This window comes from Croceitalea vernalis (assembly GCF_031846405.1).
In the GTDB taxonomy this organism is placed as follows: domain Bacteria; phylum Bacteroidota; class Bacteroidia; order Flavobacteriales; family Flavobacteriaceae; genus Croceitalea; species Croceitalea vernalis.
In genome coordinates this window covers 71,164-96,615 of sequence record NZ_JAVRHU010000001.1, presented here as the reverse complement: position 1 = coordinate 96,615, position 25,452 = coordinate 71,164, and the positions used below count along the sequence as shown (strand labels likewise).

Below are 25,452 nucleotides of genomic sequence, written 5' to 3'. Positions count from 1 at the left end.
TATGAAAGTATTAAGGCTTCTTTTTTTATGCCTGCTTCAATTTTCTTGCAATAGTCAAATAGCTGAAAAAATAAATGGAATAAGCTTTGTGGCCTCACGTGACAAAGTCACCCAAGCGCATATAAATCCTGTACTTAATGTTAAAGCTAATTACGCTGCAGTAATGCCTTTTGGTTTTATTCGAAATTTAACTGCATCAAATGTTGTTTTTAATACAGATAGACAGTGGTTTGGTGAAACCCGCTCTGGCGCAAAACAGTACTCAGAGCTGCTTCATAAGAATGGTATCAAGGTAATGATTAAACCACAAATTTGGGTTTGGAAAGGAGAGTTTACAGGTGATATACAAATGGAGACAGAAGAATCATGGCAAGAACTTGAAAAGACCTATGAAGATTTTATTCTAACCTATGCGGAACTTGCCCAAGAAGTTAATGCAGAAATATATTGTATAGGAACAGAGTTAGAGGAATTTGTGAAGAACCGACCAGAATTTTGGATAAAACTAATCGCAAAAGTAAAGACTGTTTATACAGGAAAACTGACCTATGCCGCGAATTGGGATGAATACACTAGAACATCTTTTTGGGCAGAATTGGATTATATTGGAGTAGATGCTTATTTTCCGATTTCAGATGCAAAAAACCCTACCAAAATTCAGATGAGTGAAGGCTGGCAAAAATGGAAGATTCAACTCAAGAATATTTCTAAAAAAGAGGGAAAACCTATCCTTTTTACTGAATTTGGTTACCGAAGTATGGATTATACAGGTAAAAAGCCTTGGTTAGTAGATCGAGGAGAAATGGAAGTAAACCTTACAGCTCAAGCTGACGCGACACAAGTTGTATTTGATGAGTTCTGGAAAGAAGGTTGGTTTGCAGGAGGTTTTATTTGGAAATGGTTTATCCACTATGAAAAATCGGGGGGAATTGATGATAATCGTTTCACACCACAAAATAAACCTGCAGAAGATGTAATTAGAAACAATTATGGCGACTATTAGGTAACAAGATTTTCGCCAATGATAAGGAAAAAGTATTTCCTGTTGTATCTTCTTTTCTTCTGTTTAGTCGTATCATGTGATTCTGATGATAGTGAACCATTGACAGATACTACCTTAGACACAACTTTAATCAATAGAGAATTTGTAATAGATAATGTAATTGCCTGTGCAGCAAGTAATGAAAATCTTAATACTATCAGTGTTTTTTTATATCCAAGAGAAGGAGTAAATAATATTAGTTTTTACGAAACAGTTTCTCTAGAAACTGATAAAAATAATTTTTCTAATTATTTAAAAGGCGAAGGTGAACTTATTGATGTTTTCAACGGATATCTCTTAAAATATGAGATTACTCCTCAACAAGAGAAATGGGTCATTGTTACATTTGAAGAAGAAGGAATAATCCATCTATCGAATCCTATTCGACTAAAACAAAATACAAAACCCACGGAATATCTATCCGATAATATAACAGTTGATGCGAATTCTTTCATGCCAGTTTTCACTTGGCAAGATGGAATAGCCGACGATTCTAAAATTTACTTTCATGTAGTTTCAGATGAAAATGGAAATTTATTGTCAGGCACTTACACATTTGAAAAGATGTTCCAATATTATAATTTAGACAATGTTGTTTTAAACATAACAGAAACTGAACCTCCGGCCTTGGAAATAGACTCTAATTATGGTTTTACACTAATGGCAGTTAGTGAAGACAATTGGGTGAATTTATTTTCTGAGATTACATTTGAAGTTCAGTAACATGCAATTATTATATTTAATCAAAAAAGTTGAAAACTGTAGTTAGAAATTTTATCTGCATTCTTTTTTTATTGTTTTCAATAGCAGTTTATTCACAGGCCACAGTCGCCGATGTGAAAATTCAAGGAAATAAAAAAACGAATACTAATTTTTTAAAACGAATCATTAGAGTTAAACCTGGTTCTGAGTTAGATTCAACTCTTATTGAAAAAGATATTATTAGGTTAAAAAGACTCCCGGCTATTGCGCACGCCTACTTTCAAGTATTCAAAGCGAACAATGAAACGGAATACAATATATACTATGGTATTGAAGAGAACTTTACCGTAATTCCGTTTGCAAATGTGTACACTTCAAATAATGATGAATTTGCTTTTAGGGTAGGTCTGCAAGAGTTTAATTTTTTAGGCCGTAATATCATTATTGGAGGTTTTTACCAATATGATATTTTCAATTCCTATGGTGTAAATATTAGGGCTCCTTATTTGTTTTCAAATAAATTAGGCATAGCCATAAACTATCAAGATTTAACCACTCAAGAACCTGTTTTTTTAGAGAATGGCACAGCCGAATACCGATACAATAATGAGTCTATTGAAATAATGGGTTTGTATGAACCAAATTATAGAAATCGCTTTGAATTGGGATTGAGTTTTTTTACTGAAGACTATTCTTATTTATCTGGGGTTACTGATCCCAATGTTCCTCAAAATCTTAACGTAGATAAATATCTCTATAAATTTATTTATGATTTCAATGGCTTGGAATATTACTATCACTATTTATCTGGTTTTAGAAGCACTTTGAATTTGCAATTGGTTCGCAGTAAAGATCAGACTTTACCTGATTTTACCATTGGTTTTAATGATTTCTTATTCTTTTTAAGAGTAGGTAAAAAAGGAAATTGGGCCAATCGTCTTCGTTTGGGTATTTCCAGTAATTTGGATACTCCTTTTGCACCTTTTGCGGTTGATAATAACCTTAACATAAGAGGGGTAGGAAATTTAATTGATAGAGGTACAGCCGCAATTGTGCTGAATACAGAGTATCGACATACGATTATTGATAAAGATTGGTTCGTTCTACAGAGCAATATTTTTATTGATGGAGGAAGTTGGCGTAACCCGGGTGGTGATTTTGGTGATTTTACTGATGATCAAAATTTAAGAGTTTACCCAGGTGTTGGTATTAGATTCATACACAAACGAATTTTCAATGCTATTTTTAGAATAGATTATGGACATGGTGTAACAAAAAAAGCCTCAAAAGGAATTGTTTTTGGTATTGGGCAGTATTTTTAGTAACCTTTGTAAGGCACACTAGACCATTATTATGAAACGATTCTTTGTTTTACTTTTTGCATTACTTATTTATTGTAGTGCCACATCACAAGATTTTTTGCGCACAGTTGTTGCAAAAAAAGGAGATGGTATTTTTTCGATTCTTAGAAAAGAAGGATTAAACCCTTCTAAATACTATGCGGCATTTATATCCTTAAATGAAGCAAATATTAAGAATGGAAGTGAACTTCATTTAGGCAGAATTTATAAAATACCTACAGCCTCAGATTCATTTATTGAAAAAGGAAGAATAGTTAATGTAAGTGATGGTGCCGAAAAAGCACTTTATGATGAAGAATTAAATAAGATTAGTCTAAAATCCGATAATTTAAGTAATGCTGTTTACTATTTAGTTGCTGAAGAAAAGACATCAAAGAGCAGTTATTGTTCTACGATTGTTTCTGAATTAGCTTATAGTTTTTTGGTCAATGGAGCACAAGTATATATTATTAAATCAGATTCAGTTGCAACCAGCGAAAATGAAAAATTCAGGTTTCAAGAATATGCAGGTATTGTAAATAAACGTTATTTAAAACACCATGGTAAGTATCAACGGTTGTTAATTGTAAGATCTAAAGAAGAAATTACAAACAAAAGATTAAATGTGACTATATCTCATCATGGCAAAAGTGAAGAAGGGCAGAAGTTTGCGGAACATATTCAATCTATAATTGGTAACAGCACATCTCGCAAAGGTAGTATTGAAAACCTTTCAGGAATTTTTGAAGATGGTAATGACCTTTTTCTTGCTAAAAATGCCTTACCAGCAATATCAGTAATTGATATATCTACAGGAATTAAAAAAGTAAAACAAGAAAGTTTCTCTATATATTCAGATAAAAAAACCTTTGCTACTTGGATAAGAAAAGGAATGTTGAATGACTATGCTGAATTAAATTTAGAGGAATAGTCGCTTTTCTAATTTATCAATCTTGAGGTATTTTTTACATGGCTTATTTATCCTTTTTATAGCAACCACTTCAGCTCAAGATACTTTGAATGTTGTTACTGCTCAACAAGGTGATGGGATTTACTCATTACTTAGAAAGCATGGTTTAAGCCCGTCAAAATTCTACAATGAGTTTGTCCTGATAAATAAAGACTTGCTTACAACAGAAGAGTTTTTAAAAGTTGGTGAAAAGTATATTTTACCTGATACAATTTTAATTCGAGAGTTAAAGAAAGTTGAGATTATTAAGGACCCTGAAAATGAAATATTTGGGACAGATTTCACTAAGATTGACTCGCTAAGTAATCGACTAGAAGGAGCAGTTTATTACCTAGTTTCTGGTCATGGAGGGCCCGATCCAGGAGCGGTAGAGAATTTCAATGGTAAATTAATAGCTGAAGATGAGTATGCTTACGATGTAACGCTGCGTTTAGCCAGAGAGTTAAAATCACATGGTGGAAAAGTAGTTTTAATTGTACAAGATAAAAACGACGGAATACGAGATCAAAGGGTTTTAGATTTAGATACTGATGAAATTGTTTATCCAAATCTTGAGATTCCATTAAATCAGTTATCGCGTTTAAAACAAAGAACAGAGGCTGTTAATAAATTATATCATAAAAACTTTGGAAAATACCAAAGGCTACTTGTCACACATGTTGATAGCCGAAGTAAAGGAACGAATATTGATGTATTCTTCTATTACCATGAACGCAGTCAAAATGGAAGACGTTTAGCTGAGAGTATTCATCAAACATTTGAAAAAAAGTATGCTCTTTTTCAACCAAATAGAGGCTACCAGGGTACTTTTGAAGATCGCAGTAACCTTTATATGGTTAAGAACACAATACCAGCTATGGCTTATATTGAAATAGGAAATATCAGAAGTAAAAAGGATCAAAAACGCATTTTAGATTCAGATAACCGACAAGCTTTAGCAAAATGGATTTCTGAAGGAATTATATTGGATTTTGAATCTAGAAATAAGACTAATTAATCGTTTTAAAAATAAGCTTACCATTAAGCTCAAAATCATCTGCGATAGCATTCTTTTTTAAACTTTGAAATATTGTAGGTGAATTGTATTCTACACCGTAACTAGTTCTGTTAATATTCATTATAGGGGCTATTTCAATGGTATTTTTTTCTTTTTTTAAGATACCTGCTGTAAATGTCTCTTCTTTCGTAATGTTTTTAATCGTAAGGTTTCCGGTTAAGCTTACCTTACCATTTTTAATAATTGAAGGTCTTGTTAAAACAAATTTTGCTTGACTGTACTTTTTAATTTCAAAAAAGTCTTTTCCTCTTAAGTGACCTTTTAAATCTTTATTGTCATGATCAAGGCTTTTCATATCAATAACAATGCTCATTTGAACTATGGTATCTCCTTTTACTAATACAGAACCTTGTTGTGTATTAATAGTTCCAGTAAGTGAATACGCATCAAATGCAGCCTTTCCGGTCCAATTTATCGATTGAACTTCTTTGTTTAAGCTATAATTTTGAGCAGTAATTTGATGAAAAAATAATATTGCAATGAGTAGAAGAATATTTTTCATGATTTATTGATTTAATAGATTATTTGTTGTGTTAATTTTTTGGTAGCCGCATATTTTTTCCCCAGAACTTGTGACTCCAATGAAATACCACATGGCCCAACCACCAAAAAGCTTAGAGTCCGTTCTCCAATTATTTCGCCAAGTATAAGGTTGGCCAAGTTTTAATTGTTGTTTTTTAGTATCAAACTTTTTGTCTAACTCTTTCAAATTATAAGTCTGTCTTAAATTCCACTGGTTATTGTAAAAAAGAAATGCCCCGAATTCTATTATTTCTACATTATCAAATTTGCATAGTATAGAAGTTGTATGTTTCCAATAATAACGATCTTTAATTTTGACCGCATCTATTTCATTTGGAAAGTTGTTTACTAGTATTAATCTTGGAAGTTTTGACAATTTTGTTGGAATCTGATTCCCTTTAGGTGTGCCATAGTCAACCTGACTTGATAGGGCAAATACTTGAAATAAGAAAAAAATAGTAGTGATAAATGCTTTCATAGTTATTGATTTATAATTATGAAGCAAATATTGGATTTAGATGAATACTAGTCGTTGCAGTTATAAAATTGAGACCTTTTTAAAAATTGAAAAAGTATCGATTAAAAATATGAGTCTATTATTCTTTTGATTTTAGGGCTTTAGGCGATTTCCCTGTTATTTTTTTAACTGACCTATTGAAAGAGGCTTTTGAGTTAAAGCCTGCTTCATAAGCAAGTCCTAATAGCGTAATTTTATCGTTTTCAGGTTTTTCTAGTAGTAGTTTTAACTCTTCAATTCGTTTTTCATTTACATAGGTATTAAATGATTTTCCGTATTTTATATTTAAACAATTGGTTAATAAGTAAGGTTTAATTTTCAAAGTATCCGCCAAACTTCTTAATGATAATTCCGGATTTGTAAAAATCTTCTGTGTCGTCATTAAATGTTCTAATTCAATTGAAATCTTCTTTAATTCATTCTCTTCTTTTTTTGATAGAACTCTATTTGGTTTTATTAGAACAGTATCTCTTTTGCTAAAACCGACTAAACCAATACCATATGTTATAATAGCTAAGCCCAAGAATAACGGAACCCTGTAAAAACTATCAAAAGCATAGTTGAAAAATATCAAATCTATTAAGGTAATACTCATAAAGAAAATGGAGAATACTCTTAAGATTAATAGCAAGTTTAAAATCCACTGAATCTTTTCTTTAGAAAGGGTTGATTCATTTTTAAGTTTTAAGAGCAATTCGGTTCTTGCCTTGTAACTGTAATAAATTATTAAAGCACCACAGACGATATACATCGTCGGAAATTGCACCCAAACTACATATCCCCAATAGCCAAGCCAAGTAAGACTTTCTCTTGTTCCATCCCAATAAAAGTTTTGAAATTTGATAAAATTACTCCAAAGAAATTCTAATATAACTGGTAAAAAATGAATCCAATGAGAAGTAGATAGTTTAAAGTTTGGTTTGATTAGCGCAATAACAAAAAAGTAAATTAAAGCACCATAGATCCAATTGTATTCTAGCATAATATGGTACCAAAAGTCATAAATACCGAGACCGAAAAATTGCAAAACCTCGACTACCAGGCGATAAGAGAAAAAGAAAAGTATAAGAGCTAAGAATTTATTAGCAACCCTGTTTGGTCCTTTATTAGATAGTAAAATAATACCATAAATGAGGCCTTGTAAAGCACCGATTGATAACACAATAGCGCATATGGTCTGAAAAGTATTCACAGCTCTAAGATATAAAATCAAATAGTGTGAATTTCAATAATTAAACTACTAGATGTTTTTGATAATATAGGTAAAGGTCATTGGGGCCGGCGCCGAGGTAATTTTTTAAATGAATCATACCAAAATGAAATTGTACATTAATCCATCCTTTCTCTCGATATTTTCTGGCAGATGTTATTACTTTTTGAGGCAGAACGATGAACTTAGTAGTCTTGTATAGTCTTCTGATAAACTCACTATCCTCATAGATTTGGTAGCGTTCATCAAAGCCATTCTCTTGTTCAAAAAGTTGTTTTGAAATAAAAAGAGATTGATCTCCACCTCTGCAGAGGGTATGATTAATTTTAGACAAGTAGGCGAAACCACGAAGAAATAAGTTTTTTGAATCAAATTCCATTCGAAAACAGCCAGTGTTATTACCAGCTTTGTAGGCCTTAATAATAAGGTTATCAAATTTTTTTGGTGGTAAAGTATCTGCATGTAGAAAATACAGTATTTCACCTTTGGCGATTTTAGCGCCAGTATTCATTTGATGAGCCCGTCCTTTTTTGGAGCTGATAATTTTCAAATCCAATCCTACAGCTATTTCAACAGTATTATCAGTGCTGCCGCCATCAACTAATATGATTTCTTCAATAGTATTGGTTGAACTATTTTTTTTGATAAGATCAATCAAACCAGCCAAAATATGACTTTCGTTTAAAACAGGAATAATGATGCTTATTTTAGAAGACAAACTACTACTCATGAAAATTCAATGTACACAATCAAATAGTGGTAATTTAGAAGTATTACTTACAATACCTTGACTAATTCTTTGAATATTTTTATCATTTTAGGCTCCGTTTTACCAGCTATCTCTATTATTTCTTGAATATTAACAGGTAGTAGATAGTCAGGATCACATTCATCTGTTAAAACTGAAATTGCAACAATTGGTAATCTTAAATGGTTTGCAACAATAACTTCAGGTACAGTACTCATTCCCACAGCATCTGCTCCTAGTATTTTAAGCATTCTGTATTCTGCCTTTGTTTCTAATTGTGGACCTACTACAGAAGCATATACTCCTTTTTGAAGTGATATGTTTTCTTGTGCAGCAATGGCTGTTATTTTTTCTCGCATTTCAAAATCATACGGTTCGCTCATATCAACAAAACGATCACCAAATTCCGCAACATTTTTAAATGCCAATGGAGAACCTCCTTGTAGATTAATATGATCTTCAAGAAGCATGATATCTCCCTTCTTAAAATTTAAATTGACTGCACCAGCTGCATTCGAAATAAATAACTTTTGAATTCCTAATTCATGCATAACTCGGATAGGATAGGTAACATCTAAAAGATCATAACCTTCATACAAATGAAAACGACCTTGCATAACGACCACTTTTTTATTTTCTATAAAACCAAAAAGTAGTTTACCCGTATGAAACTCAACAGTAGCGAGTGGAAAATTTGGTATATGATGGTAATGCGCTTCAATTGGTTCTTCAATTTCATCGACTAATTGACCTAAACCAGTTCCTAAGACAATGCCTATTTCAGGAGAATCAAAACCTTTATTTTTTAAATATTCAACAGATTCATTTAGTTGTTTCTTTGTCATATTTTAATTTTAAAAAAATGTTGAAAAACCTTAATATCTTTGATGTCTTCAAAAACGTCTACATCATTTCTTTCATCGATTAAGCTGTAGTTGGTTTCATTAAGGTCTTCTAGTGTATGTTTTAGAACGGTGCCTGTTCCCCACGCTTTATTTGAAAACAGTTCATTTTGATTAGACTTTAGGCCTAATAAATAATACCCTCCATCTTGAGCTGGGCCAACAATAACATCATGGTGATTTAATTTTTCAAAAGCACTATTTAAATCTTCATGAGATAAATCATACATATCACTACCAATAATAATGATTCTTTCGAAGCCGCTTTTAAAGCCTTCATTAAAAGCATTTTTCATTCTTTCACCTAAATCGATTCCTTCTTGTAGTTTTTTTGTGTACAATTTTGAATCCCAGACATCATCTTCCCAAATTTCTTCTGAGTAGTACACATATTTTTCAGCCTTAAGATTCCTGGTTATCGCCACAGTATGTTCTAATAGAAATTTGTAGATGTCTAGAGCAATTTTATCACCTGTAGTTGCCGCTAAACGTGTTTTACATTTGCCTAGTTCAGGATTTCTTGTAAAAATTAAGAGTAGGTTAGTTGGCTTTTTTTTCAATTTCTTTTTTTGATTTGGTTTTATAGACTTTATCGCCATTGGTCAATAGTTTACCCCAATGCTTACTAAATGCATGAATTTTTTCTGTTTCATTCTGATCAGAATCAACAATGGTATTTTCACGATTTACCCATTCAAAAATACCTCCATAAAGATTCTTAACATTAGTGTAACCGGCTTTTAATAGCTTTTCACCAATATTTTCTGACCGTACTCCTATGGAACAGTAGACTACAATAGGCATGTTTTTATTGGGATAGTCTTTTAAGATAGTATCAATTTTAAACGTTTGGTGCCCCACCCATTGCGCATCTTTTATATGACTAACATCAAATTCCTCTTTCTTACGGGTATCTAAAAGTAGCGGTTGGTTTAGTGTTTTCAGCTCATCTACAGTTATGTAATCTACACTATTACTATTGAACTTTTGTAAAGTCTCATCAATGGTCTTTTGCGAAAATGTAAAAGAGAAAAAGCAAGCAATAATAAGGGCTGCTAGAAAAAAACGCATGTCAATATATTTCAATGCTAAAGATACGATTTATGAGGGCTTATTTTAAATTCTTTATCTTCAACTTCATCATTCTTATTTCTTAGTATGCGCAGCGCTGTCCTTCTAGTTTTTGCTTTTTTAGTTATTATTTCTTGTAAAAGAAAGGTTGAAATAGATAAGATCAATAAACAGCTAGATGAGGCTTATCAAGAAACATATCGTCCGCAATATCATTTTACTCCTCCAACAGGCTGGATGAACGATCCTAATGGTTTGGTTTACCACGAAGGAATTTATCATTTGTTCTATCAACATTACCCGAATGCAACAGTTTGGGGTCCTATGCATTGGGGGCATGCGACAAGCGAAGATTTAGTGCATTGGAAAAACAAACCTATCGCCTTATTCCCAGATGAAAAAGGGTTTATATTTTCAGGAAGTGCTGTCATTGATAAATTGAATACCACGGGTTTTGGCAAAGATGGCAAAGTGCCTTTGGTAGCTATATTCACTTACTTTAGATTAGATATTGAAAAATCAGGAGGAATTAATACCCAAACACAAGGTATTGCGTATAGTCTTGATAATGGTGATACTTGGACAAAGTATGAAGATAATCCTGTAATAGATAATACCACAATGAAAGACTTTAGGGATCCTAAAGTCTTTTGGCATGATCCAACAGAAAGTTGGATCATGACCTTAGTTGCGGGTAATCATGCAAAGTTTTATCGCTCAAAAGATTTAAAGCAGTGGAATCATATTAGTGATTTTGGAGTAGGTCAAGGGGCACACGGAGGTGTTTGGGAATGTCCAGATTTATTTAAGTTAAAAGTAGAGGGAACAGATGAAGAAAAATGGGTGCTCATTATTAGTATTGGAAACGGCAGCCCTAACGGAGGAAGCGGAACACAGTATTTCATAGGAGATTTTGACGGGGATAATTTTACGTCTGATCAAATAGAATACAAATGGTTGGACTGGGGTACCGATAATTATGCAGGGGTAACCTATAATGATACCCCAAAACAGGATAGGGTTTTTATTGGATGGATGAGTAATTGGCAGTATGCTCTTAAGACCCCCACAAGTATCTGGCGCAGTGCAATGACATTACCTCGAAAACTAACTCTTAGGAAACAAAATGATTCTTATTACTTGGCTAATTATCCGGTAGAACAAGTACATCGTTTAGAAGGTAAAAAAATTGGTGTTAATAATAATTTAAAGGCAGGTGAAGAAATTGTGCTTGAAAATGAAAAATTAAATCAATCTGTAATTACTTTTACTGCAAATAAGAATGACTTTGAGCTTTCATTAAGTAATGAAATTAATGAGCAGGTCAACATCATTTTTGACTCAGTTTCTAATCTATTCATGTTAGATCGCAGTCAATCAGGGCTCACAAACTTCAATTATGATTTCGGTAATAAATTACATTATATGTCAGTTAATGAATTACCGGAAGAATTTGAAGTTAAAATTTACATAGACCAATCTTCAATTGAGATTTTTCTTGATAAAGGGCTATATGCAATGACTTCGCAGCTATTCCCAAGTGAGGAATATTCTAAAATGACTATTAAGAATAATTCAAAATCCAATTTAGAGATTAAAAATCAAACGATTAAAAGCCTTAAATCTATTTGGAAGTAAATAACTAATTAAAATATCTAATTAGACTATTCAAAAGTAATGCAATAGATACGAGAACCGTAAAATACCAAAACAAATAGCCTAGTTTTTTGTCAAAAGTGTTCATTTTCTGAAATGGTTTGTTTTCTTTTTTAAAAGTATCTAATTCTTACTTTTTAATTAAGGTAAATTTATAAGTTGTATCAAAAAGCGTGTGGATGGCAATTCATTATCTTGAAAAGGATAATTGAAATAACTTTTTTAGTAAATAAATGGCTATTAAAAGCAACGGGTAGTTTTTTTATGTTTTTTTATTGGTTAATCTTAAATTAGAAATTATATTTGCAGCCGCTTTAATAAGCATGGTGCCTTAGCTCAGTTGGTAGAGCAATGGACTGAAAATCCATGTGTCCCTGGTTCGATTCCTGGAGGCACCACTTCAAACCCCGCAATTTGCGGGGTTTTTTGTTTTTCTTTAGTACCAATTGTCCTTTACTTTGAAATTGCTATTCTATTAAAGATTCTTAATCCTATTAAAAACTCTTAATAAAATCTAAAAGCGTAGCAATCTACCCTAGAAAATTCAGTATTTTAGGAGCTAATCGTTCAAAAAACGAATAGAAGGTCATTTAGAACATGCTTTCTTAAATAACAACCAGTTTGAAGATGGTATCATCAATCTTTAACTACTTCAAACAACAAAACAAGACACTAAATGAAAAGAAGAGATTTTGTACAGTTATCTGGTTTAGGTGCTGGAGCTCTTTTATTGCCTACAACAATGATGGGTAATAACATTGCTACTGAAGCCCTGCTAGAACCAGGTATGGATGTACTTGTAAAAAAACGTATGGCTGATGTTGCTTTAAACACAGCTAAATCCTTAGGAGCTACTTATGCTGATGCTCGAATAGGTAGGTACTTGAATCAGTACGTATTCACTAGAGAAGACAAGGTTCAAAATGTTGTAAATACAGAGTCTTTTGGTATCGGAATTCGTGTAATCACTAATGGTACGTGGGGCTTTGCTTCTACCAATAGCGTAACCGAAGATGGTATTAAGAAAGCTACAGAACAAGCTGTTGCAATTGCAAAGGCAAATTCTAAGATTCAGAAAGAGCCTGTAAAATTAGCACCAGTTCAATCACATGGTGAGGTTTCTTGGAAAACTCCAATTCAAAAAGATTTTAAAAATGTTCCAGTTTCTGAAAAAGTAGATTTGCTTTTAAAAGCAAATGCGGCAGCCTTAGATAATGGAGCAAATTTTGTGAATTCTGCTCTGTTTATGGTAAATGAGCAAAAGTACTTTGCTTCAACAGACGGTTCATATATTGATCAAGACGTTCATAGAATTTGGCCAACTTTTGGAGTAACTGCCGTTGACCGTTCAGCTGGTAAGTTTAAGACTCGGCAGGCTATGAGTGCTCCAATGGGTATGGGTTATGAGTATATGGATGGATTAGCTTCTGAAAAAATTGCAGGTCCAGATGGGATGATGTTATACAGAAATAGTTATGACATTGTTGAAGATGCTGTCACAGCTGCCAAGCAAGCTAAAGAAATGCTTACCGCAAAATCTGTAGACCCAGGAAAATATGATTTAGTATTAGAACCTAATCACTTGGGATTAACGATACACGAATCAGTTGGACATCCGTTAGAATTAGATAGAGTATTAGGCTATGAAGCTAATTATGCTGGAACTAGTTTTGCAACTTTAGATAAATGGAAATCAGGTAACTTTAATTACGGAAGTAATCTTGTTAATCTTGTAGCCGATAAAACTCAAAAAGGTAGTTTAGGAGCTGTTGGTTATGATGATGAAGGTGTTAAATGCAAGGAATGGGATTTAGTTAGAAATGGAACTTTGGTGAATTATCAAGCCATTAGAGATCAAGTTAACATTCTTGGCCAAGATGAATCACATGGTTGTTGTTATGCTCAAAGTTGGAATGATGTTCAATTCCAGCGTATGCCAAATGTTTCACTTGAAGCTGGTAAAGAAAAGTATTCTTCATCCGACATGATTAAAGATGTTGAAAAGGGTATTTATATCGCTGGTAGAGGATCTTACTCTATTGATCAACAGCGTTACAACTTCCAATTTGGAGGTACAGCATTTTATGAAATTAAGAATGGCGAAATAGCAGGTATGCTCAATGATGTTGCATATCAATCTAATACGCAAGAATTTTGGAATTCATGTTCTAAAATATGTGATGAGAGCGACTACAGAATGTTTGGGTCTTTCTTTGACGGAAAAGGGCAACCTTCACAAATAAGTGCGGTATCCCATGGTAGTTCTACTACAAGATTTGATGACATTAATGTTATTAATACAGGTAGAACAGTTTAATTCCAAATTTCATTAAAAGAAAAAATAAAATGGCAATATATACAAAAGAAGAAGCAAAAAAGATAATGGAAAAAGCATTGAGCTTTTCCAAAGCAGATGCTTGTGAAGTCAATTTGGATGGTGGTGAAAGCGGGAATATTAGATATGCAAGAAACTCTGTTTCCACAGCCGGATATCGTTCGAATCAGACTTTAGTAGTTCAGTCAAATTTTGGTAAACAAATGGGTACTGCAACCATTGATGAATTTGATGATGAATCATTGAAAAGAGTAGTTGAAAGATCAGAGGAGTTAGCAAAACTTTCCCCGGAGAATCCTGAGTTTATGGGCCCCTTAGGTCCACAGACTTATGACGAGGCGATTAACTATATCGATGCTACAGCTAATATTACTCCTGAGTATAGAGCTGAAGTTGCTAACAGTAGTATTACCCCTGCAGCTGCAAAAGATGTTACTGCGGCTGGTTTTTTAGACGATTCAGCTGGTTTTAGTGCGATGATGAATTCAAAAGGTTTGTTCGCATATAACAAAGAAACCAATCTTGAATTTACAGTTACAATGAGAACTAATGATGGTACTGGATCTGGTTGGGTAACTAGAGATGTAAATGATGTATCAAAGTTTGATGCGACAGAAGCTAGTAATACGGCGATTGATAAAGCTGTAATGTCAAAAGAAGCTAAAGCCATTGAACCTGGTAAGTATACGGTGATTTTAGAACCATCGGCAGGTTTAGGACTATTAAATGGATTAGGCAGAGCAATGAATGCTCGTACAGCAGATGAAGGCAGAAGTTTTATGTCTAAAGATGGTGGTAATAAAATTGGGGAGAAAATTGTTGACGAAAGAGTTCAATTATGGTCAGACCCACTTAATCCAGAAGTTCCGAGTGCAACTTGGAATGGTGCTGGTCAGCCCTTGAAGAAAACAACATGGATAGAAAATGGCGTAGTTAAAAATTTAGCTTATGGTCGTTTTTGGGCAAAAGAAAAGGGCGTTGACCCTGTTCCATTCCCAAGTAATTTTATCATGGGTGGTGGTGATGCTTCTCTTGAAGATTTAATCAAGAGTACTAAAAAGGGAATTTTAGTTACACGTTTATGGTATATCAGATCTGTTGACCCACAAACATTACTTTACACTGGCTTGACTAGAGATGGAACTTTTTATATCGAAAATGGTGCTATTAAGCATCCAATTAAGAATTTAAGATTCAATGAAAGCCCAATTATTATGCTAAATAACTTAGAGACTTTAGGTCAACAAGTTAGGGTAGAAGGAAATTTGATTCCATTCATGAAAATTAGAGACTTTACTTTTACAAGTTTATCTGATGCGGTATAGATTTTAAATAACTTTATACAACTGGTTGTGATCAATATAATCGCAACCAGTTTTTATTTTAACCCGAAATAGAAGTAAATACTGTTGAGTAACGACTTTTTCTTTACTAGACTACAATATGAATCAGGTGATTGGGATGTTGATCAACGCATGCCTTCTAACCTTTTGAATTCTTTAGTTGAGTACACCACTTTACGTGTGAATACCATAGAAAACATTGTGCCTTTGGCCAGTGAAGATATTTTCAAGTGTCCGTTCTGTTATTTGTCTGGTCATAAACTGGTTCAATTTTCTAAAAAAGAGAAAGAAAATTTTAAAAAGTATATAAACAATGGAGGATTCGTATTTGTAGACGACTGTAACCATGATATTGATGGTTTGTTTGCTAAGTCTTTTGAGCGCCAAATGGAAGAAATTTTTGGCCGTGATTCGCTAAAGAAAATACCAAATAATCATGAGATATATTCTGTATTTTTTGAATTTGATGATGGGCCGCCGACTACTTCACAAGAATTGAACGGTTGGGGAGATGATTTGGTTCATGAGTACTTAAAAGCAATTGAGGTCAACAATCGAGTTGGTGTTTTGTATAGTAATAAAGATTATGGTTGTGAATGGGACTATGATTTTAGAAACAAGCGATGGTACAAGATAGATAACACACGATTTGGTGTTAATATCGTGATGTACGCTTTAACTTCTTAATATTTATAATGGACGATAATTTAGTAGTTGCGGAAAAAGAAATAAAAGCACTTACCCATAAAATAGAACTTTTAAAAAAAGAAATTGGTAAAGTAATTGTTGGTCAAGAAGAAACAGTTGAACAACTTTTGATTGTTTTTCTTGCTGGAGGTCATGCTTTGTTAGAGGGTGTTCCAGGTTTAGCAAAAACACTTTTGATAAGAACTTTGGCAAGAGCTGTGGACCTAAATTTTAATCGGATACAGTTTACACCAGACTTAATGCCTTCTGATATTATTGGGACTGAAATAATGGAGGAAGACCAATCAACAGGCAAAAAGTTTTTCAAGTTCAATAAAGGGCCTATTTTCTCAAATATAATATTGGCTGACGAGATCAATAGAACGCCACCAAAAACGCAAGCTGCACTATTGGAAGCTATGCAAGAATTTGAGGTAACTTATTCTGGTATCACCTATAAGATGGATCGACCTTTCTTTATTTTGGCAACTCAAAACCCAATAGAACAGTCTGGTACATTTCCTTTACCAGAGGCGCAACAAGATAGATTCTTATTCTACATAAAGATTGGCTATCCAACAGAAATAGAGGAAGCTGAAATTTTAAAAAACACAACCGGGTCTAAAGTTGACGAAATTGAAAAAGTAATTAGCGGTGATGAAATTCTGCAATTGCAAAAATTGGTGAGACAAGTTTACATTAGCGACGACCTCATTGCTTATGTAAATCAAATAGTTCGTGCGACAAGGCCAAATACATCAAACAATTCTTTTGTCAAGGAGTGGGTTAGTTGGGGTGCTGGGCCAAGAGCGGGGCAAGCCATGATATTGACTGCTAAAGCTAGAGCATTGCAGGCGGGTAGATTTGCAGTAAACTTAGATGACTTAAAACGTGTTGCCTTGCCAGTTTTAAGACATAGAATACTGGTTAATTTCCGTGCTGAAGCGGAAGGAATTACTTCAGATGTAGTTGCCATTAAATTAATAGAACATCTTCAGTTTTCACCAAAATAGAACCAAGTGAAATCTAGCTACAAAGATTTATTTCAGCCTAATATTATCAATAGCGTATCGGGGCTTTCTTTAATAGCTCGCGTTATTGTTGATGGATTCTTATCAGGTAAACATCAAAGTAGACGCGTTGGGCAGGGTTTAGAATTTAGTCAATACCGAGGGTATCAGGCCGGTGATGATATGCGACTCTTAGATTGGAAAATGCTGGCGAGGTCCGGTAGATATTATATTAAGCAGGCGGATATTGAAACTCAAGTGGCTGTAAAATTTATCATCGATGCCAGTGCCTCAATGAACTATACAGAAGAGGGATTGTCAAAAATGGATTATGCCCGTGTACTAGCAGCTTCTTTAGCTTATTTAGCTCACCAGCAGGGTGATGCTGTAGGCCTTTTTTCATTAAATAATGAAAAAATAAATAGGTTATATCCAACTACGCATAAACAGCATTACAATAGAATTTTAGCAGAGCTTATTCAAATTAAATGCGCCGGAATTTGGCCTAAAACCTCTGATGATATTCATAAAGTACACAATAGAAATCATAAGGAATTACTTTTTTTTATAACTGATATGCATGAAGATGATCAAGAATTGTCTGATTGGATTGGTCATTTAAAAACTTCAAAAAATGAAGTTGCCGTGCTTCAAATTGTTGGAGAAAATGAAACTAAGTTTGACTATTCAGGAGATGTTGTTTTTGAAGACCTGGAGACCAATAAGCGTATTCAAGTGAATTCTAAAGACGTCAAACAGTATTATTTGAATGCATTTGAAGAACATTTAAAAAAGGTAAAAAACTCTTTTTTAATGAAAGATATTGGATATGAGCTTTTTCATTTTAATGCACCTATTGAAGAAGGTTTAAAGCTGTTTTTAAAAAGAAGAAAAAGCCTAAGTTGAGATGACCTTATTGAATCCGACATATCTATGGGGTTTAATGGCACTTTTAGTGCCAATAGCTATTCATCTTTTAAACAAAGGTGATGTCGAAGTAATAAAAGTGGGTAGCATTAAATTCTTGCCACAATCTGAAACCAAGCAGGCAAGAAATATCAGGCTGAACGAACTTTTACTTCTTTTTTTAAGACTTATTATAATCAGCTTATTAGTTTTAATTTTAACAGGTCTAAAGTTCAAAACTGAAGTAAATAAACAAGAAGTAATTTATGTTTTTGAACCTTCATTAATTCATGAAAATTCGTTAGAAACATATTTAAAAGAATTGCCAGAAGGTGCAGAATTAAGATTTTTAACTAAGGGTTTTCCAAAAGTTAAGTTAGAAGAGCTACCTTTTTTTGAACGGAATATTACACCTAATTATTGGCAATTAGTAGATGGTCTAGAAGAGTTGCCAGCTGATAGTATTGTTGTTTTTAGTAAAGGCAATATTTCAGCCGTTCGCGGTATTAGACCAAGCACTGCTGCCAAACTTAATTGGATTGTTTTAAATGAGGCTAAAGACAATGAAAATTGGTTGATTGCCAAAGATTTTAAAGACAGTATCGCCCTTATTAAAATAAAAAGTAGTATCCAAAGAACAAGTTTTGAAACTGTTCTATTGGATAAAAGAAGTGAAAACTTTCAAAGAAAAGAAGATAGTATAATCATTGAATTCTCAAATAATTTAGAGTCGGTTAGATTGAAAGGAAAGGACTCAATTTCAATTGGAATTTTATTTGAAGAAAATTTTTATAATGAAGCCATTTACTTTCAAAAAGCATTTAATGTAATTGCGAATTATACAAATTCACCAATTTCAATTGAACTGGATTCAGATGTGATTGCTAGTAAAGCGGAAAATTTGAATGTTTTGGTTTGGTTGAAATCAGAGCAGTTGCCAATCACAAAAGGTAAAAGAATTACATATAAAGCAGACCTTTTTGCCAAGCATTTAGTTGAAAATACCTCTTCTGTGAATGATTACGTTTTAACTAAAAGACTAACTGTAGAAAATGTTATTAATGGTAATTTCACTAAGGATTTGCTGGCCCTTTTAGATTTAGAAAAAGACTTAAAAGACCAGCTAGAATTATTTGATCAAAGAGCAATATCCCCAATTGAGTTAAAACCAAATTTAATAGATAACAAAGTGGAAAGTAGCTTCTCTAGAGCTGAATTAGTAGACCTTTCTTCATGGGTGTGGTTGGCTTTATTTGTATTTCTAGGTGTTGAACGTGTTTTAGCTAAATTGAGAAAACAATGATACAAGCACTTCAACTTTTAAAGAACGCTCGACAAAAATGGCTTTTAATAAAAATTGCGGAAGTTGTTATCTTTTGTTTAGGTCTAGCTATTTTAAGTTTTATTATCACTAATAGTTTAATTGTTTCAATGCTGGTTTTTATTTTGAGCCTTGCTATTTATATAGCTATTCTAAAACCAAAACAATACACTTTAATAAAGGTCTGTAATTATCTAGATAGTCTTCTTCCAAAAATGGAATTCAGCACCTCTTTATTATTAGAATCTGAAGAAGAGTTATCTCTACTAGGAAGGATACAGCAGGTTAAGATTGCACAGCAATTAAATAATAATGAAAGTGCTATCACTTTTAAGAATAACATACTTAGAAATATAGTTGTAAGTATTTCACTGGTGTTGTTGGGTGTTTTGCTTCATTATTCAGGTTTTTTAAATAGTCTTGAAAACGATGAAATTATAAATACGTCTAATGAGACGATTCAGTTTGTAACCGCAGATAGTTTACAACAAAAAGAGATTTCTCCAAATGTGGTTAAACAATTGGTAACTATTAATTATCCAGCTTACACAAAAAAGAATAATAACACTACAACGAATTTTAATCTTAAGGTTTTAGAAGGATCAATAATTAATTGGGCAGTACAATTTGACAAAGAGGTTGAAGCCGCTTTAATGCAAATTGGATCTGAAGAACATAACATGAGTTTTAGCAACCCAAATTATTTAAAATCTTTACCAGTAAACTATGCAAATATTTATAACCTAAAGTTTATTGATAAAGCCGGAAATTCATACTTATCTGAATTATATTCATTGGAAATAATCAAAGATGAAACACCATTTATTGAAATTCAAGAGATACCTCAGTTCAGCACATTTGATTATGATGATGAACAAATAATAGAATTTACGACCAGTATAAGTGATGATTTTGGTATTGCTTCAGCGACTATCATTGCAACAGTAAGTAAAGGTTCAGGTGAGTCAGTTAAATTTCGTGAAGAAAGATTAAGTTTTGATACCACTTTTAAAAAAGGCGCTAAACAAGTACTATTAAACAAGAGGATTGACCTTAGAAACATGAAAATGGAACCCGGTGACGAACTGTATTTTTATGTTGAGGCGCAAGATTTGAAAGAACCAAAAGCTAACATAGGGCGAACAGAGACGTACTTCTCAGTAATTAGAGATACAGTAACAAATGGATTTGCTGTTGAAGGAACTTTAGGAGCTGATTTAATGCCTGATTATTTCAGAAGCCAGCGTCAATTAATTAGCGATACAGAAAAACTCATTGCTCAAAAGTCAGTTCTTAAAAAGCAGGAATTCAATTTTACAAGTAATGAACTTGGTTTTGACCAAAAAGCACTGCGATTAAAGTACGGTGAGTTTATGGGTGATGAATCAGAAGGCGCTTTTGACTCATCTACTAACGAGTCTTCTGAATCAAATGAAGACGAAGATCATTTAGATGAGTATACCCATGACCATGATGGTGATAATGATCACAATTTAGTTGAACACGAACAAGACCATGAACATGAGGAATCTGAAAATTCTAAAGATAAAGAAGATCCATTAGAAGAATATTTGCATAATCACGAAGACCCTGAGTCATCTACACTTTTTGCCAAGTCGTTAAAAAGCAAACTGAAACAAGCAATGGCCGAAATGTGGGATGCCGAGCTCTATTTAAGATTATATGAGCCACAAAAATCGCTTCCATATCAATATAAAGCTTTAGAACTGATTCAAGAAATAAAGAATAGTGCCCGTATTTATGTGCATCGAATTGGATTTGACCCGCCTCCAATAAAAGAAAGTAAGCGTTTAACGGGTGATCTTGATGAAATTAAAAATGTTATTAAGAATAAGGAACTTGATGATGAACGGTTATACCCATATATGAGAGAAGCAATTTCAAGATTGAATGAGTTGCTTAATTCTAATGGGGCTATTAATCAACAAGATCAAGAACTATTTTCAAGAGCAGGAAATGAATTGGCAATTTTGGCAATTGCTAAACCTGGAAATTATTTGATTACTCTCCAAGAGTTAAAATTGCTTTCTCAGGGGAGTAGTTTTAACACTAAAAAATTAAAAGAAGTTCAAAGTGGATTAATAGCTGCCATACCTAATAATGATGCGACCCCTTCATTGAATACAGCGTATACCAATAAAATAAATCAATTATTGCTTCAAGAAATCACAAAGGATGATTGATAGGATTCGGTTTATAAACGATGATATGACAACTCTTGTTTTAATACTGGGTCTTTTATTATTCATAATATTTTGGTGGAAAGAGTGGAATGGTTTGTTTAACAAAACATTTCTTTTGAATTTATTTTTAGGTTTTGTTGCTATCACTTCATTGCTCGTATTGGTTCTAGAGCCTTCTTTAGCTAAGGAACAAGATACTACAGGAGTTTTATTGACCGATGGTTATCAGACTAAAAAATTGGATAGCCTTAAAAAAGTTTTCCCCAAACTAAAGATAACCACATACAAAAAGGCATCTGATTTAAGCTCTCAATTAGATTCAGTTGGCGAGATTAAAATTTTAGGTGATGGAGTTCCAGAATATGATTTTTGGCAGCTTCAAGGTAAATCTGTTAGGTATTTAGAAGGTGAAAATCTTTCAGGAATTATTAGAATAAAATACAATCAAGAATTGATTGAAGGTGATAACTTTTCGGTTATTGGTGTTTATAATCAACCTATTAAAGGGTATTATTTGTTGTTGCAAGGACCAGCTGGGAATGTTTTAGATTCAATAAGTTTAACAGATTCTATTACTTGTCAATTTAAATTAGAGACTAAAACTAAAGTTGAAGGCAACCTTGTCTATAAGTTAGTTGAGAAAGATAGTCTAGGTAAAGAAATACAGATAAATCAACTACCAACTGTTATTAATAAAAAGGAGCAATTAAATATTTTGATAATAAATCAATTCCCCTCTTTTGAGACAAAATATTTAAAGAATTTTTTAAGTGAGTCTGGTCATAAGCTTGTCGTTCGCAGTCAAATCACAAAGGGTAAATATAAATTTGAGTATTTAAATACCAAACGCAACCCATTTTATAGGTTTTCAAAAGAGAGTTTGGAAGAATTTGATTTGGTTATCCTTGATACTGATACTTATTTAGGACTATCAAGATCAGCCAAGAACAATTTATCTAATGCTTCATATGACGATGGATTAGGAGTATTTATGCAACCAGATGATCAACTATTTAAGAGAGTAAGCTTTTTTAATCAAATTCAGGTGGTGAGTGATGGGGAAAAGAATATAGATATCGCAGATTTTCCCGAATTAAAATTTGAAAAATATCCTTATAAGTTTTCTGATAGTCTCAGCTTAAATGGTCTTGCTCTCGCAAAACATTCTTTTCTTGAGTATAACGGGAACGGAAAAATAGGAACAACAACCTTAAAGAATACTTATCAACTAGTTTTAGATGGTCATTTTGAGAAATACCGTCAAATATGGTCTCAAATCATTACAAAGGTTGCTAAAGTAAATATTCGGCAAGGAGCAATTAGTGCTATAAACCAATTTGCCTTTTTAGATGAACCTTATCCTTTGGAGATATCCTCAACCCTAAAGGAGCCTGTTGTTATCCACGCTGACGGATATGTAATTCCTTTAAGTCAAGATCCTATAAATAATGAGTTATGGAGAACGAGAACCTATCCCACTAAGTCTGGATGGAATTCGGTCAATTTGAAGAATGATAGTTTGTTGCGCTACGCTTATTTTGTTATGGATTCAACCCAATGGAAGACTCTACGAAGAGCTGAAATTATTACTAAAAACCAAATACGATTTAAAGAAACAACTGGATTGACCGAAAAAGTAGTTGTTTTTAAATCGTTGTCAAGAGTATGGCCTTTTTTATGCTTTCTTTTAAGTATCGGGTTGCTTTGGCTATTACCAAAACTTAAAAGGTAATTGTGAAAATCTCTTGTTGCCTGTATATTTAAACTAAGCACTGTTAAAATCGTTTTGTTTGTATTTTTGCAATATGAATTTGGTAGTCGATATAGGTAATACTCGAGTGAAATACGCTGTTTTTGATAAAAAGAAATTAGTCATTGATCAGCATTCCGATTCAGGACTATTTCTAACTATGGTCAGAGATTTATTTGAGGTGTATCCAAAAATAACTCATGCTATCATTTCTTCAGTAGGAGGTCATCCTAAAAAAGAGTATGAAGTACTATCTCTTTTTTGCAAAGTTCATTTGCTTTCACACGAATCAAAAATTCCTTTTAAAAATAGTTATATCAATCCGCAAACATTAGGGATTGACCGCATCGCTTTAGCAACAAGAGCTTTTTATGAAAATCCAAAAGGAAACACTTTGGTCATTGACATGGGTACTTGTATTACTTATGAAATGATGAATGATTACGGAGAATATTTGGGTGGGGCCATTTCTCCTGGCATGAATATGCGTTTTAAAGCAATGAATGATCAAACGGCGCAACTTCCATTATTGAAAGTAGAACCAATTTTAGATTTTATCGGGAACTCTACTGAAAAGTCTATGCAGAGCGGTGTAGTCAACGGAATTTGCCAAGAACTAGACGGGGTAATAAATCAATATAAAGACCGCTTTAAATTTTTAACAGTTATTTTAACAGGCGGTGACGCTCAATTTTTTGCCAAACGGCTAAAAAATTCCATATTTGCGAATTCTAAATTTCTGTTGGAGGGGTTAAATTACCTGCTGGAATACAATAAAAACTAGATGGTTAAGAATTTTCTGATTGGATGCATATGCCTTTTGTCTTTTGGCTCTTATGCTCAAAATGGTACTATTTCTCCTTATTCAATTTTTGGTGTTGGTGATTTTAGAAGTAATGGTACTGTTGAAAATCAAATGATGGGCGGGCTTCAGATGTATGCTGATAGTATACATGTAAATCTAAAAAATCCTTCCGCTTATTCTCAATTAAAATTGACAACTTATACAGCTGGTATTTCTCACTCGGAGTATAGATTAAAAGATGCTATAGAAGAACAAAATGCTTCCGTAACCAATTTAGATTACCTGGCTATAGGTTTACCTATTACAAAGAATGCTGGTATTGGTTTTGGTATCATGCCTTTTTCTTCCGTTGGTTATAGTTTAAATCAGCAAACCACCAACGCAGTTCAAGATACCGTCACTAATATATTTTCTGGTGAAGGGGGTTTGAACAGAGCTTATTTGTCTTTTGGGTATCAACCCAAGAAAAATTTAAGTATTGGTGCCACAGCTAATTTTAATTTTGGTTCGCTTACGTATCAACGTATTCAAAGTGTTCAGAACGTACAATTAGGAACGCTCGACACTAGAGTTTCACGAATTAACGGCTTCGATTTTAACTATGCCCTTAATTATACACCAACTATAAAAGAGAAATACACATTATATACTCATATAGGTGTTAATACTCAAGTGAATTTGGTTTCCAAGAATAGCGCAAGAATAGGTTCATTCTCTTTAGAGGGAGGAGAGATAGAAGTTTTTGATATTGATTTAGAAGCTCAGGGCTTAAAAAATACCGAATTAAAAATACCGACAGTAACTACGGTTGGTCTTGGTTTTGGGCAAAATAAAAAATGGTTTATAGGTGGTGAGTATAGTTTTCAACAACTAAGTTCTTTTAGTAACGAATTTCTGGGCCAAGAAAATGTTGCTTACGAAGATGCCAGTGTTATGGCTTTTGGAACCTACTTTATTCCTGACTATCGTTCACTTTCAGGCTATTTAAATAGAATTACATACCGAGCCGGATTGCGTTACGAGCAAACGGGTTTAATAGTTAATGATAAGGAAATAAACAACTTTGGCATAACTTTTGGATTTGGTTTACCAATGAATGGTGTAACTGGAGGTCCTACAAGCTTTTCAAATTTAAATATAGGATTTGAACTAGGAAGACGAGGAACTACTGACGCCGGACTTATTGAAGAAAGTTATTTCCAAGTTAACGTTGGCTTATCATTAAACGATAGATGGTTCCAAAAAAGGAAAATAAACTAAAGTTTTTTGAAGAATTCATAAATAACCAAGGTGTAACCAGCCTTCTGTAAGTTAGTTTTATAAAAATTTGTACATTAACCACTTTAAAATTAAT

The 25,452-nt window shown here is 33.1% G+C and carries 23 protein-coding genes and 1 tRNA gene; 17 read left to right on the top strand and 7 right to left on the bottom strand.

Going from position 1 to position 25,452, the window contains the following annotated elements:
* Position 1: 1 nt before the first annotated feature.
* The 5 genes from RM520_RS00400 to RM520_RS00380 are packed head-to-tail and all read left to right on the top strand — an operon-like array spanning position 2 to position 5,051.
* Entirely contained in the window at positions 2–1,003 is a 1,002-nt protein-coding gene (locus RM520_RS00400; protein WP_311386588.1) for a glycoside hydrolase family 113, read from the top strand.
* An 18-nt stretch (positions 1,004–1,021) separates the two neighbouring features.
* Positions 1,022–1,765 carry a hypothetical protein gene (locus RM520_RS00395; RefSeq protein ID WP_311383719.1) on the top strand — a complete coding sequence of 248 codons (744 nt, stop codon included), beginning with the start codon at positions 1,022–1,024 and terminating at the stop codon, positions 1,763–1,765.
* 29 nt (positions 1,766–1,794) lie between these two features.
* Positions 1,795–3,066 (top strand): POTRA domain-containing protein, encoded by a 1,272-nt coding sequence (locus tag RM520_RS00390; protein ID WP_311383718.1) that lies wholly within the window; start codon positions 1,795–1,797, stop codon positions 3,064–3,066.
* A gap of 31 nt (positions 3,067–3,097) precedes the next feature.
* Positions 3,098–4,015, top strand: a complete 918-nt coding sequence (locus RM520_RS00385; RefSeq protein WP_311383717.1) for a hypothetical protein — start codon at positions 3,098–3,100, stop codon at positions 4,013–4,015.
* A 22-nt stretch (positions 4,016–4,037) separates the two neighbouring features.
* A complete protein-coding gene (locus RM520_RS00380) occupies positions 4,038–5,051 on the top strand; it encodes an N-acetylmuramoyl-L-alanine amidase family protein (protein ID WP_311383716.1) in 1,014 nt (337 codons plus the stop codon).
* Here RM520_RS00380 and RM520_RS00375 read toward each other — a convergent pair.
* From RM520_RS00375 to RM520_RS00345, 7 genes are all read right to left on the bottom strand, one after another.
* Positions 5,044–5,613 carry a YceI family protein gene (locus RM520_RS00375; protein ID WP_311386587.1) on the bottom strand — a complete coding sequence of 190 codons (570 nt, stop codon included), beginning with the start codon at positions 5,611–5,613 and terminating at the stop codon, positions 5,044–5,046. The two genes, RM520_RS00380 and RM520_RS00375, sit on opposite strands and share 8 nt — an antisense overlap.
* Positions 5,614–5,616: 3 nt before the next feature.
* Positions 5,617–6,111 carry a hypothetical protein gene (locus RM520_RS00370; RefSeq protein WP_311383714.1) on the bottom strand — a complete coding sequence of 165 codons (495 nt, stop codon included), beginning with the start codon at positions 6,109–6,111 and terminating at the stop codon, positions 5,617–5,619.
* Positions 6,112–6,229: 118 nt separating this feature from the next.
* Positions 6,230–7,363 carry a helix-turn-helix domain-containing protein gene (locus tag RM520_RS00365; protein ID WP_311383713.1) on the bottom strand — a complete coding sequence of 378 codons (1,134 nt, stop codon included), beginning with the start codon at positions 7,361–7,363 and terminating at the stop codon, positions 6,230–6,232.
* A 19-nt stretch (positions 7,364–7,382) separates the two neighbouring features.
* Positions 7,383–8,090, bottom strand: coding sequence for a TIGR04283 family arsenosugar biosynthesis glycosyltransferase (locus RM520_RS00360; protein WP_311386586.1), 708 nt, complete (start codon positions 8,088–8,090; stop codon positions 7,383–7,385).
* A 47-nt stretch (positions 8,091–8,137) separates the two neighbouring features.
* Positions 8,138–8,953, bottom strand: a complete 816-nt coding sequence (locus RM520_RS00355) for a purine-nucleoside phosphorylase (RefSeq protein WP_311386585.1) — start codon at positions 8,951–8,953, stop codon at positions 8,138–8,140.
* Positions 8,950–9,570, bottom strand: a complete 621-nt coding sequence (locus RM520_RS00350; protein WP_311386584.1) for a TIGR04282 family arsenosugar biosynthesis glycosyltransferase — start codon at positions 9,568–9,570, stop codon at positions 8,950–8,952. Before RM520_RS00350 ends, RM520_RS00355 begins: the two co-directional genes overlap by 4 nt.
* Entirely contained in the window at positions 9,551–10,081 is a 531-nt protein-coding gene (locus tag RM520_RS00345; protein ID WP_311386583.1) for a rhodanese-like domain-containing protein, read from the bottom strand. Before RM520_RS00345 ends, RM520_RS00350 begins: the two co-directional genes overlap by 20 nt.
* Before the next feature lie 87 nt (positions 10,082–10,168).
* On the opposite strand from RM520_RS00345, the gene RM520_RS00340 reads away from it, so the two are divergent.
* From RM520_RS00340 to bamG, 12 genes are all read left to right on the top strand, one after another.
* The gene (locus tag RM520_RS00340) at positions 10,169–11,719 is read left to right on the top strand and encodes a glycoside hydrolase family 32 protein (RefSeq protein ID WP_311386582.1); all 1,551 of its coding nucleotides are present in this window, start codon (positions 10,169–10,171) and stop codon (positions 11,717–11,719) included.
* Between the two features lie 343 nt (positions 11,720–12,062).
* Positions 12,063–12,135, top strand: a tRNA-Phe gene (locus tag RM520_RS00335).
* A gap of 278 nt (positions 12,136–12,413) precedes the next feature.
* A complete protein-coding gene (locus tag RM520_RS00330; RefSeq protein WP_311383707.1) occupies positions 12,414–14,054 on the top strand; it encodes a TldD/PmbA family protein in 1,641 nt (546 codons plus the stop codon).
* Positions 14,055–14,083: 29 nt separating this feature from the next.
* Complete coding sequence (locus RM520_RS00325; protein ID WP_311383706.1) at positions 14,084–15,397, top strand: TldD/PmbA family protein; 1,314 nt, start codon at positions 14,084–14,086, stop codon at positions 15,395–15,397.
* An 84-nt stretch (positions 15,398–15,481) separates the two neighbouring features.
* Positions 15,482–16,102, top strand: coding sequence for a DUF4159 domain-containing protein (locus tag RM520_RS00320; protein WP_311383705.1), 621 nt, complete (start codon positions 15,482–15,484; stop codon positions 16,100–16,102).
* An 8-nt stretch (positions 16,103–16,110) separates the two neighbouring features.
* Positions 16,111–17,115: an AAA family ATPase gene (locus RM520_RS00315; protein WP_311383704.1), complete on the top strand. Its 1,005-nt coding sequence runs from the start codon at positions 16,111–16,113 to the stop codon at positions 17,113–17,115.
* A gap of 6 nt (positions 17,116–17,121) precedes the next feature.
* A complete protein-coding gene (locus RM520_RS00310) occupies positions 17,122–18,018 on the top strand; it encodes a DUF58 domain-containing protein (RefSeq protein ID WP_311386581.1) in 897 nt (298 codons plus the stop codon).
* A gap of 1 nt (position 18,019) precedes the next feature.
* On the top strand, positions 18,020–19,321 hold the full coding sequence (locus tag RM520_RS00305) for a BatA domain-containing protein (protein ID WP_311383702.1): 1,302 nt from the start codon (positions 18,020–18,022) through the stop codon (positions 19,319–19,321).
* Positions 19,318–21,543: a tryptophan-rich sensory protein gene (locus RM520_RS00300; RefSeq protein WP_311386580.1), complete on the top strand. Its 2,226-nt coding sequence runs from the start codon at positions 19,318–19,320 to the stop codon at positions 21,541–21,543. Before RM520_RS00305 ends, RM520_RS00300 begins: the two co-directional genes overlap by 4 nt.
* Before the next feature lie 115 nt (positions 21,544–21,658).
* The gene (locus RM520_RS00295; RefSeq protein ID WP_311386579.1) at positions 21,659–23,275 is read left to right on the top strand and encodes a hypothetical protein; all 1,617 of its coding nucleotides are present in this window, start codon (positions 21,659–21,661) and stop codon (positions 23,273–23,275) included.
* Between the two features lie 73 nt (positions 23,276–23,348).
* On the top strand, positions 23,349–24,077 hold the full coding sequence (locus tag RM520_RS00290; RefSeq protein ID WP_311386578.1) for a type III pantothenate kinase: 729 nt from the start codon (positions 23,349–23,351) through the stop codon (positions 24,075–24,077).
* On the top strand, positions 24,078–25,358 hold the full coding sequence (gene bamG / locus RM520_RS00285; RefSeq protein ID WP_311383698.1) for a BamG family beta-barrel-assembly machinery protein: 1,281 nt from the start codon (positions 24,078–24,080) through the stop codon (positions 25,356–25,358). It begins immediately after the preceding gene.
* Positions 25,359–25,452 lie beyond the last annotated feature (94 nt).